Genomic DNA, 16,178 nt, shown 5'->3' on the forward strand with positions numbered 1-16,178 from the left:
ATTTCAGATTTATCGTAAATTATACCATGGCTTTGGCTCTTTTCAATCTGCGTTTGATGTTGGACTGTACGACACACCAGTCAATCAGGGGTGCGAAAGTGTTCATCAACAGGATGGCGAGCATCATTCCTTCCGGATAACCCGGGTTGATGCATCGGATGATGACAGCCATTGCTCCGATCAGGAAGCCGTAGATGTATTTACCGGTATTGGTTTGGGAAGAAGTAACCGGATCGGTAGCCATAAATACTGCTCCGAAAGCGAAACCACCCATAAGTAGCTGGTCGTATGCAGGTACGCCGGTTAATGACTGGAAAGCCCATCCCAATAATAGTCCTCCCGCAAATACGGATAGCATAATACGCCAACTGGCAACACTGGTCAGCAAAAGGATAGCTGCACCGATTAATATGCAGAATGTGGACGTTTCTCCGATAGAACCCGGAATGAATCCCCAGAACATATCCGCAGTACTGTAGCTTAATGCTTGTCCCTGGGCCATTTGAGCCAGGGGAGTTGCTTGTGAGATAGCGTCAGCCGTTTCGCTGGCAATCCATACTTTATCTCCTGAGATCATAGAAGGATAGGAGAAAAAGAAAAAGGCACGCGCCAGTAAAGCCGGATTCCAGATGTTCATACCTGTACCGCCGAAGATTTCTTTACCGATAATTACTGCAAAAGCAGTAGAAAGGGCCACCATCCATAAGGGTGCTTCCACCGGCATAATCATCGGAATCAGCAGACCGGAAACCAGAAAGCCTTCGTTTATTTCATGACCTTTCATTTGTGCCACGGCAAATTCAATACCTAATCCCACAACATAGGACACCACGATTATCGGAAGTACTTTCCACAGACCGTAAAGAAACAATTGGAAAAATGGGGTATCTGCCAATGCTCCTATAGCGTTGAAGTGTTGGTAGCCTACATTATAAATACCGAAAAGAAGTGCCGGTACGAGGGCTATCACTACCATAATCATGGTACGTTTCAAATCGACGGCATCCCGGATATGTGCTCCGCCGGCAGTCGTCTGATTGGGCACGAAAAGAAAAGACTCAAAACCAGTGAAAACGGAGTGGAATTTTTCCAGCTTTCCTCCCTTTTCAAATTTGGGTTTTTGCTTATCTAAATAATTTCGTAAAAAATTCATCTCTTAATTGTAAATTAATTGGTTTCTTTCATCATTAATTCAATACCATTGCTCAGAATTTTCTGAACCGGGGTTTTGGAAGTGCAGACAAATTCGCACAATGCCATATCTTCCGGTACAACTTCATAGATGCCGAGTTGCTCCATACGGTCGATGTCCTGTGCCAGGCAAGCTTTCAGTAAGTATACCGGATAAATATCCATCGGGAATACTTTTTCATATTGTCCGCTCACGACAAAAGCCCGGCGTTCGCCATGGTAGTTGGTATCTAACGTGTAACGTTTCCGTGGGCATAAAAAGGAAGGAAACAGCTTTGAAGCTGAGAATTTGCCGAAACCGGGTGTTGCCCAGCCTAAAAATTCGTAGTGGTTTCCTTCGGGAATCACTGTTACCTGGTTTGCATAAAAACCAAGGTAGCCATTGGCTTCTACCCGGGTTCCGGTGAGTACGTTTCCTGAGATAATGCGTTGTTCGGTTTGGTTTTTCAGTTTGCCGGCGGTGATGTCGGCAATGGAAGCTCCCAACAGACTGTGATAGTATTGGGGTTTATTGACTTCGGAACCGCATAATACAATGATTTTGCGGGCATCAAACCGTCCTTCATTGAACAATCTGCCGATGATGGCTACATCCTGAATATTTACAACCCAAACCTGTTCGCCTTTATTGAGCGGGTTCAGGTGGTGTATCTGGATTCCGGCATTTCCGGCAGGGTGGGGTCCGCTGAAATAGTGAATGTCTACATTTTTCAGTTTGGTGAATACGGAAGTAGACGGGGTATCTGCCCGAAGGTTCAGGTTAATGTTTTTATTGCAGAGTTTTTTCAGGCAGTCGAATCCTGTTTGCAGATTTTTTTCCTGTCCGTTTAAGACTACGTCATAATCGGGTGCCAAAGGAGCACTGTCGAAAGCCGAAACGAAGATGGCTTTCGGGGTTGTCATCGGATTGGCAATAATGTCATAGGGACGTTGTCTGATTACAGGCCATACTCCGCTGTCTAACAAACGGTTGATGATTTCTTCCCGATTTAGGGTGCTCACTTCGGATTTACCAAAATCACGGTATTGTATTTCGGCATCTGCTTTAATGACTACTTCCAGCAACTTGCGACGTTCACCGCGGTTGATGGCCTCAATTGTTCCGCTAACCGGTGCAGTGAACTTGATTTCGGGATGCATTTTATCCGTAAATAAGACATCTCCCGCTTTCACTTCATCGCCAACCTTGACAGCTAATCTCGGAGTCAGTGCCCGGAAATCGGTCGGTTTTAATGCACAACTGGTTATTTTACCGGCCGGCTGTACCACTTTTTCCGCTTCTCCGTTTAATTTGATATCAAGGCCTTTTTTTAATTTGATTACCTTGGACATGTTTTTTGTAATTATTAATAATTAAGTATTTTCCCAAAATTAAGCCACAAATATACAAACCAATTACGTAATTTTGTCGTTAATCAGATTTTAATTTGTTCGGAATGGAAAAAAAAATAGCAGGATTGGGAATATGGCTTTGCATGACCTTGACTCTATGGGCTCAGAGCCGGATAAAAACCGTTGAATGTTATCCCCTCGGCAAGCCTTTTGCAGAACCGGTTATAGAGTTGGGAACCCAGGACCGGTTGATGGTCAGTTTTGATGATTTGAGTCCGGAGGTAAATTCTTATTCTTATAAAATTGTGCATTGTGACCCGGACTGGAATAGTTCCAATCTGAGCCCTTTTACTTATTTGACGGGCTTTTTTAGCAATCCTGTTGAAAATTATGACTATTCTTTTAATACTCAGGTACAATATACCCATTTTTCCCTAACCCTTCCGAATGAGGAGGTCGGATTCAAGATTTCCGGCAATTATATCCTGCAAATTTATAATGATGAGAATCCGGATAGTGTTGTCCTGGCTTTGCGTTTTTCCGTTTTAGAGCAGAAGGTGGGGATTCGTGCGGAGGTCGTAAATTCCACTAATCCCCAATTGCTTTATACTTCCCAGCAATTAAATTTTTCTGTGGTTTATGAGCAATTGACTATTTATAATCCGGTTCGGGATGTGAGGGCTTATGTTACACAGAATCAGGACCCTAATACCCGCCGACAGTTTTCCCCCACTTTTGTTCGCACGAATCAATTGGTGTATGGGAACGGAACCGATAATATTTTCAATGGTTTGTCGCCTTTCCGGAATTTTCAGAGCGCGAGTTTGGTTTATTACACCCAGTATGTAAAAGATGTATTAAAAGGGCCTGACGGGCTTTATAATTTTATTTTGCAGCCGGGCCGGGTTCCTGAACGCTATGTCCCTCTACCGGACAAGGGCGGGAATTTCCGGATAGAGGCGGAAAATGTCCAGAATCCTGATCTGGAAGCGGATTATATTGTGGCTCATTTTGCTATTTTATATCCGGAACCCTTGGTGGATGCCGATGTTTATGTGTATGGCAAATTTGCCGGATGGGAGTTAGTGCCGGGGTTGAAAATGACTTATGACGATAAGAACAAGGCGTATGTCGGGGAAGCCGAACTGAAACAGGGTTATTATGATTATATGTATGCCGTTGTTCCCCGGTCCGGGAAGAAAGTGAATTTAGTGGAAATGCAGAATAATTTCTATCAGACTCCGAATGAATATAATATCCGTTTTTATTTTTATGATAATAACTTAATGTGTTTTCGTTTCGTAGGATATTATAATCTTACAGCCCAGTTGTGAAATAATCAGATTTTATAAAGTTTTCTGACAATCTGGCATAATATTTGTTAATATATAAAAGAATCATAATAATTATAGAATCATGAGGAATTTAATCGTTTTGTGTTGCATTGCATTAGGAATTGTTGCTTGTCATTCTTCCCGGAATATGGCGAAGTTAAATGATGTGAAGTGGGTATTGCAGACTTTGAACGATAAGGATATTGTATTGAGTGACCCGAACAGCGAGATTTCTATTCAGTTCAATGATGTGGACAAAAGGGTGAATGGCCGGGCCGGGTGCAACCGTTATTTTGGCAACTATGAGATGGAGCATGATAAACTGAAATTTTCTCCGATGGGTGCTACGCGCATGACTTGTCCGGATATACAGACAGAAGCTGAATTTTTCAGAATGCTGGAAGAGGTGGACGGATGTGCCATAAAAGACCATGTCCTTTCTTTTCTTTCTAAAGGGAAGGTGGTAGCTACTTTCAAAAAGAGTGAGGACAAAGAGAAAATAACCAATAACTAACAGACTTCTGTTTCTCCTTCAAAGATTTTTTCTGCGGGTCCTTCGAGCCATGTATCCGGGAATAAGTGGTCGGGGCTGTCTGAAACTGATTTTTAATATCCTTCTTTGGCTTGGATGAGGTAGATATTACAGTAGTCCTTCCGCAGAAAACTACGGAGAGAACTGTTGCTATACAGCCTATCCCGCAGGCCGGGGTTTCTGCTTCTGCGCTGCGTTTATAAGTTGCCACCCGGATGTATCTATGGTAAATGCGTCCGGTACTATTTCTGCATAATGCGGGGAACTTAAGCGGACCGAGTTGTGGTGTGATTCGGCTTCGTGTATTCCATCGGCGGCGATAAAAACGGTGTGTTTCTCAAAGATTCCCAGCTGACGGGCAAAACGGATAATGCATCCGTCCGCCGTTTCCGCACATGGTGGCTTCTTTGCTGCCGTTTGCATAATTGTTCAACTCTTGGAACCGGAAAATCGTATAAGAGTTGGCGGTTGTCAATGATAATGAAATCGTTGCCTGCTCCCCGATATTTTTGAAATTTAATAATCATGTTGGGATGTTAAGCTTTGCTAATTAAGAAATTATTAATAAATGCTTGGCAAAGATATTGTTAGTATTGTAACTGACAAGATAGTTTTAAAAAAGTAACCATTTAAATCAGGAAAAGATATGAAAATAACAAAGTTTATTGTTCCGTTGATATTCGGGCTTATGGGTGGCCTGATTGCTTTTTTTGTTGCCGGGGAATGGAAAGCGGATTCCCGGGTATCGTTTGCGAAGCATGAGTTTATAGGTCCCGGAATGCCCCGTCCGGTGGTACATCAGGTATTGGATGAAGGGGAAAGCGGGGGTGCCGGAAGCGTGGATTTGCGGATGGCTGCCAAAAAGACAGTCCCGGCTGTTGTAAATGTGAAAACCGTACAGATGGGAAAGGAATATTATGGAAGTCCGCTGGATTTTTGGTTTGGCATTCAGCCTCAGGTGAGGGAAGTCCCCCGCAATATGGGCATCGGTTCCGGAGTGATTATTACGGAGGATGGTTATATTATTACGAATAATCACGTGATAGACGGAAGTGACCATCTGATAGTCACTTTGAATGACAAGCGGGAATTTGAAGCGAAAGTAATCGGCTCCGACCCGAATACGGATATTGCTTTACTCAAGATCGATGCTGAGGGGTTGCAGCCCATCGAATACGGTAATTCTGATGATGTCGTGTTGGGAGAATGGGTTTTGGCAGTGGGAAATCCTTATAACCTGACTTCAACCGTAACGGCAGGAATTATCAGCGCTAAGGCCCGTGAGTTGGGAGGTAAAATGAACTTAGGTTCCTTTTTGCAGACTGATGCGGCAGTCAATCAGGGGAATAGCGGCGGTGCTCTCGTGAATTCCCGGGGACAATTGATAGGCATTAATACTGCTATTCAGTCTCCTACGGGAAGTTATTCCGGCTATTCCTTTGCCGTTCCGGTGAATATAGCCCGCAAAGTAGTAGGCGATTTAAAGGAATACGGAAAAGTACAACGGGCAGTAATCGGTATCCGTATGGGAGAACTGACACCTTCTGTGGCTAAGGAATTGGATGTAGATGCACAGTATGGCATTTATGTAGGAGAAGTGATAAAAGGAGGAGCGGCAGCCAAAGCCGGATTAAAGGAAGGGGATGTGATCCAGCAATTGAATGGGTATGAAGTGAAGACGGTTCCGGAGTTCCAGGAACAGCTGGCTAAGTATGCCCCCGGAGATGCTATACAGTTTGTAGTGAACCGGGCTGGGAAGAAGAAAGTCGTTGACCTTGTCCTGCAGAGTTCTTTTGGCGATATAGCTATTTCTGAAAGTGACGGCGTATTAGGAGCTAAAGTGGAGACTTTGACTCAACAAGAACGCTACCGTTACCGGTTGAGCAAGGGAGTGAAGATTAAAGAACTCCGGGACGGGAAGTTTAAATCAGCCGGATTAACGGAGGGTTATATTATTTTGAAAATCAACGATACGGTGGTTCATCATCCTGAAGATTTGGAAAGAGCGATCAAAGCTGTGGGAGATGGAGGTATTTTTGTTACGGCTGTCAATCCGAGAGGAAGAGTGGAATATTTCGCTTTTTCTTTACAGGATTAAAAAATGTTAATACAAAAATATTGATGAAATTAACTAACTGATAAATAAATAAAAATCCATACCTTTGCGGCATGTTTGCAGTGGTATATAAAAGATAGTATGAGACAACTAAAAATCACAAAATCAATTACTAACAGGGAAAGTGCATCTCTGGATAAGTACTTGCAGGAAATTGGAAAAGAGGAGTTGATTACCGTTGAAGAGGAGGTGGAATTGGCGCAGCGGATCCGGAAGGGAGATCAGAAAGCATTGGAGAAGTTGACCAGAGCAAACCTGAGATTTGTTGTTTCTGTGGCTAAACAGTATCAGAATCAGGGACTGAGTTTACCGGATTTGATTAATGAAGGCAACCTGGGATTGATCAAGGCTGCTGAGAAATTTGATGAAACCCGTGGTTTCAAATTTATCTCGTATGCAGTATGGTGGATACGTCAGTCTATTTTGCAGGCTTTGGCAGAACAATCACGTATTGTGCGTTTGCCTTTGAATCAGGTTGGGTCATTAAACAAAATCAACAAAGCGTTTTCGCGGTTTGAACAAGAGAACGAACGGCGTCCGTCTCCTGAGGAGTTGGCTGATTCTCTGGATTTACCGGCAGAAAAAGTGGCAGATACATTGCGGGTATCGGGCCGGCATATTTCAGTGGATGCTCCGTTTGTAGAGGGAGAAGATAATAGTTTGCTGGATGTTTTGGTCAATGATGATTCGCCCATAGCAGACCGGACTTTAATCAATGAATCTCTTTCTACTGAGGTGGAAAGAGCTTTGTCGACCTTGACGGAACGGGAACGTGATATCATTAAATTGTTTTTTGGGATTAATTGCCAGGAAATGACTCTGGAGGAAATCGGAGAAAAATTCGGTTTGACACGTGAGCGGGTTCGTCAGATTAAAGAAAAGGCCATTCGGCGCTTACGCCATTCTTCACGAAGTAAATTATTAAAGACATATTTGGGATAGTTAAAAAGGGCTGCGAAAGCAGCCCTTCTTTATTGGAAGCATTTATTCTTTGAAATTACAGGGAAATTTCTAACTTTGTCAACATTGCCTAAGTGTGTACTGGGGGTGTTGAGGTGTGTCTGTCTATAATGTAGAGTGTGCAAGTTATGAAATATGAAAGAGATACTTTTGTCTGTAGTGCCGGAGATAAAGCGGTAGAAGTGAAAGTTGCTTCCGCTGTTTTTGATGTAAAGGGAAAGGTTGCAGAGTATCATTTGTTTTTTACTGTCGGACCAACGGAAGGAAGTTTTACAGAGCAGTTGGCTGCGGTGAAACAAGGAGTGGGAAAGACCTTGAAGGAAAAAGGATGGGGGGAGGAGTCGGTGGTTTTCAAACGTTATTTTTTGAGTGATGTCGTCAATCAGGACGGAATTTTAAGAGCACAGGAGGAGAAAAGAAATGTATCTGTGGTTCAGCAGGCTCCGGCGAGTGGTTCAAAGCTGGCTTTGTGGGTATACGGGCAGTCGGGGCGGGGGAAAAATAACCCTTACCGGCATCTTTGGATGGCCGGCGGGGTAAATCCCCGGGGAGATGCGGAACAACAAACGCGGGAACTACTTGGGAGTTATGATACGGCACTGTTGAGTGAGCGGTGCCGTATGGCGACGGATTGCATAAGAACCTGGTTTTTTGTCCGGGATATAGATGTGAATTATGCCGGAGTGGTGAAAGGCAGGAGAGAGTTGTTCCGGGAATGGGGGTTGACTGAAAAGACGCATTATATTGCCAGTACAGGAATTGAAGGACGTGTGGCGGAGCCTCAGTGTAAGGTGTTGTTTGAAGCGTATGCTGTCAAAGGGTTGAAACCGGAGCAGATTCGTTATTTGCAGGCTTTGACCCATCTGAACCCTACCTGGGAATATGGAGTTACCTTTGAACGGGGGGTGAGTGTGTTGTATGGAGATCGCCGGCAGGCTTATATATCCGGTACGGCAAGTATTGATGCCGGAGGAAGCATTGTCGGAGAGGGGGATGTGACCGGGCAGGTGGCCCGGATGTGGGAAAATGTTGCAGCTTTGCTGGAAGAGGGCGGTTATGGGTTTGAAGATGTGGCCCATATGATTGTGTATATCCGGGATGCGGGCGATTATAGGGTGGTAAACAGGTTGTTTGAAGAACGTTTTCCTGAGGTTCCCAAAGTGATTGTTGTGGCGGCGGTATGTCGTCCAGGATGGTTGGTGGAGATGGAGTGCATCGCTTTAAAAGAGCAGGTATGTCCTGAATTTAATGATTTTTAATACCATAAATTTTATGTCAAGACAGGTGCAAGTAATGGTTAAGCAAATGAGTTTCGTTGTGTTCAGTTTGTTGGGTTTGGTCCAGTGTCGTCAGGCAGAACAACCGGTTAAGCAATATCCGGGCTGGAAATTGGTGTGGCATGATGAGTTTGACCGGGATGGCCATCTGAATGAGGATTGGTGGATGTATGAAAACGGCTTTGTCAGAAATAAAGAACTCCAGTGGTATCAGCCTGAAAATGCCTTTTGTGAGGATGGTTTGCTGGTGATAGAAGCGAGAAAGGAAAGAAAAACGAATACAGCCTATGACGAACATAGTGAAAATTGGCGTTTCAACCGGCCGTTTGCTGAATATACTTCGTCTTGTGTCAAGACGCGCATGAAAAAGGAATTTTTATATGGGCGGTTTGAAATCAGGGCAAAAATCCCGACCCGGAGTGGAGCATGGCCTGCCATCTGGACCTTGGGTGCTGATTTGGAGTGGCCTTCTTGCGGGGAAATTGATTTGATGGAATATTACCGGATTGGCGGGGTGCCCCATATTTTGGCCAATGTTGCCTGGGGGAAAGACCGGCGCTGGGATTCGGAATGGAGGACCGGCAAAACTCCTTATGATTATTTTTTACAGAAAGATCCTCAGTGGGGAGAAAAGTTTCATGTCTGGCGGATGGATTGGGATGAGGAGGCTGTTCGGCTTTACCTGGACGATGAATTGCTGAATGAGGTATTTTTAAGTGAAACGGTAAACGGGGATTTCGGTCAGCATCGCAACCCTTTCCGTCAACCTCATTATTTATTGCTGAATCTTGCTATTGGAGTAAGTGGCGGGATTCCTGACGAGCAGGCATTTCCTATGAGGTATGAAATTGATTATGTCAGGGTGTATCAGAAAACCGGAGAATAGTCAAAGACAGGAAAGCAGTTGTATAAAACTGCAGGAATTGGAGAAACCAAGTAATATCTATATAACTATGATGAAGACAGTAAATTATTTTTTGCCTTTGGCCGGTTTGGCTGTTTTGAACGGGTGTGGAGGAAATGGAAAGAAAGCGGAGCAAAAAAAGCCGCTGAACATTGTATATATCATGACAGACGACCATGCTCAGCAAATGATGAGTTGTTATGAGCAGCGACATATGCAAACTCCCCATCTTGACCGTATTGCTGCTGAAGGAGTGAGATTTACCAATAGTTTTGTTTGTAATTCGCTCTCCGGTCCGAGCCGTGCTGTTCTGTTGACGGGGAAGCACAGCCATAAGAACGGTTATACCGATAATTCCAGCGGGGCGATGTTTAACGGGGAACAACAGACTGTCCAGCAGTTGTTGCAGGCAGGCGGTTACCAGACGGCTATGATTGGAAAATGGCATTTGGGGAGCACACCTACCTGTTTTGATTATTGGACTATTTTGCCCGGACAGGGGGATTATTATAATCCGGATTTTATCACGCCGGAAGGTACTGTCCGGAAGGAAGGGTATGTGACGAATATCATTACTGACCTGAGTATAGACTGGCTGCGGCAGAAGCGGGATACAACCAAACCTTTTTGTTTGTTTGTACATCATAAGGCTATCCATCGGAATTGGATGGCTGATACTTGTGACCTGGCATTGTATGAAGATAAGACGTTTGAGTTGCCTGCCAATTTCTGGGATGATTATCAGGGACGTATAGCTGCCGGGAAGCAGGAAATGAGTATTGATAAGGATATGACTTTGATTTATGACCTGAAAATGTTGGATGAACGGGTGGAAGATCATTATAAGTCCTTGTATATCCGTCAGCAGGATACGTTAGGAACTTACGGGCGGATGAATGCGGCCCAGAAGGCAGCCTGGAACCGCCATTATCATCCGATTATAGAACAATTTAAAAATGCGAAACTGAGGGGAAAGGATTTGGCAAAATGGAAATATCAGCGCTATATGCGGGATTATGCAAAAGTGGTGAAGTCGCTGGATGATAATGTCGGTCGTCTTTTGGAAGAATTGGAAAAGGAAGGTTTGCTGGAAAATACATTGGTGGTTTATGCTTCTGACCAGGGCTTTTATATGGGAGAACACGGGTGGTTTGACAAACGGTTTATGTATGAAGAATCTATGCGTACTCCTTTGATTATGCGTTTACCGGAAGGATTTGACCGGCGGGGGGATATTGCGCAGTTGGTACAGAATATTGATTATACGCCTACTTTTCTGGATTTGGCCGGGCTTCCTATTCCCGAAGATATTCAGGGAGTGTCTTTGTTACCCTTGTTAAAAGGTGAAAATCCGTCCGATTGGCGGAAATCGCTTTATTATCATTATTATGAATATCCGGCAGAGCATGCCGTTCGCCGTCATTACGGAGTTCGTACCGAACGTTATAAGTTAATGCATTTTTATCAGGATATTGATGCTTGGGAATTGTATGATTTACAGGAAGACCCGACAGAAATGCATAATCTTTACGGTCAGCCGGGAACCGAAGAGCTGACGAAGGAATTGAAGGCGGAATTGGAGAGTCTGCAAGTGCAGTATGATGATCCTGTCAGAAATCTGAATTAAAATGTTGTTTGACGGTTTTTGAAGGAAGATTTAAGATATGAAGAAATTTTTCATTTCAGGTGTGGTGCTGTTTTTATTTCTCGGAGGATGTAAGGAGAAAGAGACGTACCATGTGAAAGAAGTTACTTTTCCGGAAGGAGCTACTCCGGAACAGAAAATAGATATGGCTGCCCATGTAGTTCCGACAGAAGGACAGTATCGTTGGCAGCAATTGGAGCTGACTGCATTTTTACATTTCGGGATAAACACTTTTACGGAACGGGAATGGGGAGACGGAACAGAAGATCCGGTTTGGTTTAATCCGGTTGATTTGGATTGTGAACAATGGGTAAGGGCACTTCAGGCCGGCGGATTTAAGATGGTTATCCTTACGGCTAAGCATCATGACGGTTTCTGTTTATGGCCGACGAAGACGACGAAGCATTCGGTTGCATCTTCGGGTTGGAAGGACGGAAAGGGGGATGTCGTGAGGGAGTTAAGAGAAGCTTGTGACAAATACGGAATGAAGTTCGGGGTGTATTTGTCTCCCTGGGATAGAAATGCATCCTGTTACGGAGATTCTCCGGCATACAACAGGATGTTTATGGAACAGTTGCGGGAGTTGCTGGGAAATTATGGCCGGGTGGATGAAGTGTGGTTTGACGGAGCAAATGCAGAAGGACCGAACGGTAAATTGCAAATTTATGACTGGAAAGCTTTTAATGCCGTGATAGACAGCCTGCAACCCCAGGCTGTCAAGGCTATTATGGGGAATGACATCCGGTGGGTTGGTAATGAAAGGGGTTTGGGACGCGAAACGGAGTGGAGTGTTACCCCGTATGCAGCGGATAGTTATGAGAATGCGCAGGAGGAGAATGAACGTCTTGGACTGAAACCTACGGCGAAAGACCTGGGAAGCCGGGAAAAGGTGGTGGAGGCAAACCGGGTATTCTGGTATCCCTCCGAGGTGGATGTGTCTATCCGGCCGGGGTGGTTTTATCATGCAGAGCAGGATGCCCGGGTGAAATCTTTGGCTCATCTTGTAGATATTTATTTTCAATCGGTCGGTTATAATTCGGTGTTGTTGCTGAATGTTCCTCCTGACAAACGGGGGCTGTTGAGTGAAAGTGATGTAACACGTTTGAAAGAGTTTGGGGATTATATTTCTGCTACTTTTGCAGACAACCGCTTGCAGGGCGGGGAGGTGGAACGGAAACTGAAGGTGGGGGAAATGGTGGAATATGCCCTGAAACCCGGAGAGGTTGTGAATGTGTTTATGGTGGGGGAAGACATCCGCAAGGGGCAACGGGTGGAAGAATTTGTGGTGGAGGGATGGTTAGACGGCGATTGGAAGGAATTGGCCCGGGGGACTACTGTGGGGTATAAGCGCTTGGTGCGTTTTGAGGAATGTTCTCCCGAAAAGATACGTTTTATCTATAAACGGGGACGTGCCGGTATGAACCTAAGTTATGCAGGAGCCTACCGGGCGGAACGTTTAGACGTTCAAAGGGAGGAAAATACGGTAATCCGGAACGAAAAGAAAGGATGGAAAGTGCTGGGAGTGGATTCAGAAATTCCTGCTCATCCGGCTGTGGCTGCTATTGATTGTAATCCGGCAACTTATTGGCAATCGGATAGTTCAGATGGCCTTCATTATCTGGAGGTGGATATGGGAAAGGAATATAAATTGTCCGGTTTTACTTATCAGCCGGTTGCGGAAAATGATTTTGCCGGGACGGTGTATTTATATCGTTTTTATGTAAGCCGGGATGGGAAGAAATGGAGCCTTTGTGAGGGCAACGGGGAATTCAGTAATATTAAAAATAATCCGATTTCCCAGACTATCCGGTTTAAAAATAACTATCCGGCTCGTTATTTCCGTTTTGAGGTGGTGCGGGAGATAGAGCATAGACCGTTTGTTACGGTAGGAGAGATTGGGGTACTTTACGCTTTTGACTGATTCGGTCGAAAGCGTAAATTACTTGATTTCAGGTAAGTCTATCCCTTTGATTTTGCGGTAGAGACTTAAAGCATAGGAATCGGTCATGCCTGAAACATAGTCGACTACGGTTTGGATTTTGGTGTACATAGAATCCTCTTTGCTGACTTTGTATTGTTCGGGCATGATGGAAAGCAAGTTTCGGGCGTAATAAGTTTCCGGTTTTAGTACAGCATCCGTATATTCTTTTAAAATGGTTCCTAAGATTTTAAAACCGGCAATCTGAATCTGGGTTACCATATTGGTGTGGTAGATACGTCCGTAGGCCAGGGATGTACAAGCATCGTAGGCTTCTTTGTTGGTGCCCTGTACTTCTTTAATGAGGGTGCTGTTGAATTCCCCCTTCATGATGGCCTCATAATTCCGGCAAAATGCGTCGGAACAGGCATTGATGAGTTTGTTGATGATGCCGGCGCGCAGAAAGGCTATTCTTTCATTTTTGTCGGTGACCACCTTGAAAGTACGATTGATGATTTTCAGATCTTCTTTGTCTGTGTTTTTATCGTAAAAACTTTCTAATATGCTAACGGTTTCATCATAGGACAATATCCGGAGTTTGTGGGAGTCTTCGATGTCCATGATTTGGTAGCAGATATCATCGGCTGCTTCGACAAGGTACACCAGAGGATGGCGGACATATTGCAGGGGACTGTCACCCAGTTTGCGAATATTCAGCTCTTCTGCCACTTGCTGGTAAATTTCTTTTTCACTCTGAAAAAAACCGTATTTGAAGCCGTGCGGATTGGCTTTTGTGGATTCAAACGGATATTTGACAATGGAAGCAAGAGTCGTATAGGTCATGGTATAACCTCCCGGCCGTCGTCCGTTGAAACTGTGGGTTAACAATCGGAAAGTATTGGCATTTCCTTCGAAGTGGCAGAGGTCGTTCCATTCCTCGTCCGAAAGAAGCTTCTTGAAATAAAGTCCCTCGCCTTCACTGAAAAAATAGGAAATAGCTTCTTCTCCGGAATGACCGAATGGAGGGTTCCCGAGGTCATGGGCCAGACAGCCGGTGCTGACGATGGTACCGATTTCTTCCAGAACATCCGGATTTTCAATGGATAGAGGCTGCTGTTTCAGGAACTGGCAGATTTTATTTCCCAGGGAACGTCCGACACTGGCTACTTCCAGGCTATGGGTTAATCGATTGTGTACAAAGATATTGCCGGGTAATGGAAATACCTGGGTCTTGTTTTGTAAGCGACGGAAAGGAGACGAAAATATCAGTCGGTCGTAATCGCGTTGGAATTGCGAACGGTCATGGGAATGAAACAGGGAAGTTGTATTTCCCGGATGGTAACGGTGTGCTGATATAAGTTTATTCCAGTCCATCATACAAGTGTGGGTATTAAAAGAGAATGCTAATGCAATAATAGTTATTGCATTAGCATATTGTTGCCGTTATTTTGTAACAAAATGGTAGTGGCTGCCGAAGCGTTCGAAAGCAGCTTTATCCAATTCCTCCTGGCATTGGGGGGCTGCTATGCCGATTAAAGCTTTTGCCCGGTCCTGCATCGTTTTGCCATAAAGATCGGCCACACCGAATTCCGTTACTACATAATGCACATCAAAGCGGGTAGTGACTACTCCTGCACCGTTTAATAGGGTAGGACAGATTTTGCTGACTCCTTTGGCGGTGACTGCCGGCATAGCGATAATGGGTTTACCTCCTTTGCTGGCTGCTGCCCCGCGGATGAAATCCAGCTGACCGCCGCAGCCGCTGTAAAATTTACAACCTAAAGAATCGGCATTTACCTGTCCTGTGAGGTCAATGGAAAGGGCAGAGTTGATGGCTGTCATTTTGGGCTGTTCGGCAATGATAAACGGGTCATTGGTGTAACCTACATCCATCATGGCTACTGCCGGATTATCGTCAATAAAATCGTAGACTTCTTTGGAACCCATCAGGAAAGTAGATACGATTTTTCCTTTGTCATATTTTTTGTTCAGGTTATTGATGACTCCTTTGTAGTAGAGAGGTAATACCCCGTCGGCAAACATTTCGGTGTGAATACCCAGGTTTTTATGGTTGCCGAGCTGGGAAAGCACGGCATTCGGTATGGCTCCGATACCCATCTGCAGGCAGGCTCCGTCTTCAATGAGGGCTGCACAATTCTTTCCGATTTGTATGTCCTGTTCGGACGGTTGGGCCGGTTTCGCTTCAATCAGCGGAGTATTGTCTTCGCAGAAGATGTCAATATCCGATAATTTGATGATGGCATCCCCGAAAGCACGGGGAACGTTGGGGTTGATAACCGCGATAACTGTTTTGGCGTGCTGAACGGCAGCCAGGGTGGCATCTACGGAAGTTCCCATAGATACATAACCGTGCTTGTCCGGAGGGCATACCTGAATCATGGCCACATCTACCGGAGTAATTCCCATACGGATCAGTTTCTGGGTTTCGCTCAGGTGGACGGGGATATAATCCGCCCAGCCTTCCTGTGTCGGTTTACGTACGTTCTTACCGACGAAGAAGGATTCCAACTGGAATATGCCTTCAAATTCCTGTTCCGCATACGGAGCACAGCCTTCTGTGTGAAGATGTTGTAATTTGATGTTTTTCAGTTCTCCGGCACGTCCCCGGGCACAAAGTGCCTGGATTAGTCCTTGAGGTGCACAGGCTACACTGTGGAGATGAATCCGGTCGCCCGATTTCACCACTTTCACTGCTTCTTCAAATGAGACTATTTTTATACCTTGATACATGATGTTGTTATTTAGATTAAAATTGTATTATTCAAACGAATGCGAAGGTAGGGAATAAAAAGTAAAAAGTGCAAAAGAATTGACTTAAAAAAGGTCGGAGGAATACAAATTACCGAAGCCCGTATCGAAATTTCTTTGGTAAGTGAATGATTGGGGGGAGGTGCGATAAAATTGAAATTTGGTTGCAAATAGCAGAAATAAACGTTCGTTTTTATTGG

General features: G+C 44.6%; 13 protein-coding genes. 8 read left to right on the forward strand and 5 right to left on the reverse strand.

The genetic code is table 11. The annotated features are described in order from the left end of the window. Positions 1–19: 19 nt before the first annotated feature. Together D1136_RS09225 and D1136_RS09230 are read right to left on the reverse strand one after the other, a co-directional pair. Positions 20–1,153, reverse strand: a complete 1,134-nt coding sequence (locus tag D1136_RS09225) for an NADH:ubiquinone reductase (Na(+)-transporting) subunit B (RefSeq protein ID WP_161877351.1) — start codon at positions 1,151–1,153, stop codon at positions 20–22. A 14-nt stretch (positions 1,154–1,167) separates the two neighbouring features. Then, positions 1,168–2,523, reverse strand: coding sequence for a Na(+)-translocating NADH-quinone reductase subunit A (locus D1136_RS09230; protein ID WP_161877352.1), 1,356 nt, complete (start codon positions 2,521–2,523; stop codon positions 1,168–1,170). Positions 2,524–2,627: 104 nt separating this feature from the next. Here D1136_RS09230 and D1136_RS09235 point away from each other — a divergent pair, with 104 nt between their 5' ends. Beyond that, entirely contained in the window at positions 2,628–3,857 is a 1,230-nt protein-coding gene (locus D1136_RS09235; protein ID WP_161877353.1) for a DUF5103 domain-containing protein, read from the forward strand. A gap of 82 nt (positions 3,858–3,939) precedes the next feature. After that, positions 3,940–4,371 (forward strand): META domain-containing protein, encoded by a 432-nt coding sequence (locus D1136_RS09240; RefSeq protein WP_161877354.1) that lies wholly within the window; start codon positions 3,940–3,942, stop codon positions 4,369–4,371. Between the two features lie 177 nt (positions 4,372–4,548). On the opposite strand, the gene D1136_RS09245 is transcribed toward D1136_RS09240, so the two are convergent. Beyond that, positions 4,549–4,812, reverse strand: a complete 264-nt coding sequence (locus D1136_RS09245) for a hypothetical protein (RefSeq protein WP_161877355.1) — start codon at positions 4,810–4,812, stop codon at positions 4,549–4,551. A gap of 223 nt (positions 4,813–5,035) precedes the next feature. Here D1136_RS09245 and D1136_RS09250 point away from each other — a divergent pair, with 223 nt between their 5' ends. The 6 genes from D1136_RS09250 (at position 5,036) to D1136_RS09275 (ending at position 13,212) form a co-directional block, all read left to right on the forward strand. After that, on the forward strand, positions 5,036–6,487 hold the full coding sequence (locus D1136_RS09250; RefSeq protein WP_161877356.1) for a Do family serine endopeptidase: 1,452 nt from the start codon (positions 5,036–5,038) through the stop codon (positions 6,485–6,487). A gap of 99 nt (positions 6,488–6,586) precedes the next feature. Next, positions 6,587–7,447 (forward strand): RNA polymerase sigma factor RpoD/SigA, encoded by an 861-nt coding sequence (locus tag D1136_RS09255; protein WP_161877357.1) that lies wholly within the window; start codon positions 6,587–6,589, stop codon positions 7,445–7,447. 146 nt (positions 7,448–7,593) lie between these two features. Beyond that, positions 7,594–8,724: a Rid family hydrolase gene (locus D1136_RS09260; protein ID WP_161877358.1), complete on the forward strand. Its 1,131-nt coding sequence runs from the start codon at positions 7,594–7,596 to the stop codon at positions 8,722–8,724. Positions 8,725–8,770: 46 nt separating this feature from the next. Continuing rightward, positions 8,771–9,628: a family 16 glycosylhydrolase gene (locus tag D1136_RS09265; protein ID WP_370461329.1), complete on the forward strand. Its 858-nt coding sequence runs from the start codon at positions 8,771–8,773 to the stop codon at positions 9,626–9,628. 67 nt (positions 9,629–9,695) lie between these two features. Then, positions 9,696–11,273 carry a sulfatase gene (locus D1136_RS09270; RefSeq protein WP_161877359.1) on the forward strand — a complete coding sequence of 526 codons (1,578 nt, stop codon included), beginning with the start codon at positions 9,696–9,698 and terminating at the stop codon, positions 11,271–11,273. A gap of 37 nt (positions 11,274–11,310) precedes the next feature. Further along, positions 11,311–13,212 (forward strand): alpha-L-fucosidase, encoded by a 1,902-nt coding sequence (locus D1136_RS09275; protein WP_161877360.1) that lies wholly within the window; start codon positions 11,311–11,313, stop codon positions 13,210–13,212. A gap of 18 nt (positions 13,213–13,230) precedes the next feature. Here D1136_RS09275 and dgt read toward each other — a convergent pair whose 3' ends face one another. Beyond that, positions 13,231–14,586, reverse strand: coding sequence for a dGTP triphosphohydrolase (gene dgt, locus D1136_RS09280; RefSeq protein WP_161877361.1), 1,356 nt, complete (start codon positions 14,584–14,586; stop codon positions 13,231–13,233). 66 nt (positions 14,587–14,652) lie between these two features. Beyond that, entirely contained in the window at positions 14,653–15,960 is a 1,308-nt protein-coding gene (locus tag D1136_RS09285) for an acetyl-CoA hydrolase/transferase family protein (protein ID WP_161877362.1), read from the reverse strand. Between the last annotated feature and the right edge of the window lie 218 nt (positions 15,961–16,178).

The organism is Odoribacter sp. Z80, assembly GCF_009935865.1.
GTDB lineage: Bacteria > Bacteroidota > Bacteroidia > Bacteroidales > Marinifilaceae > Odoribacter.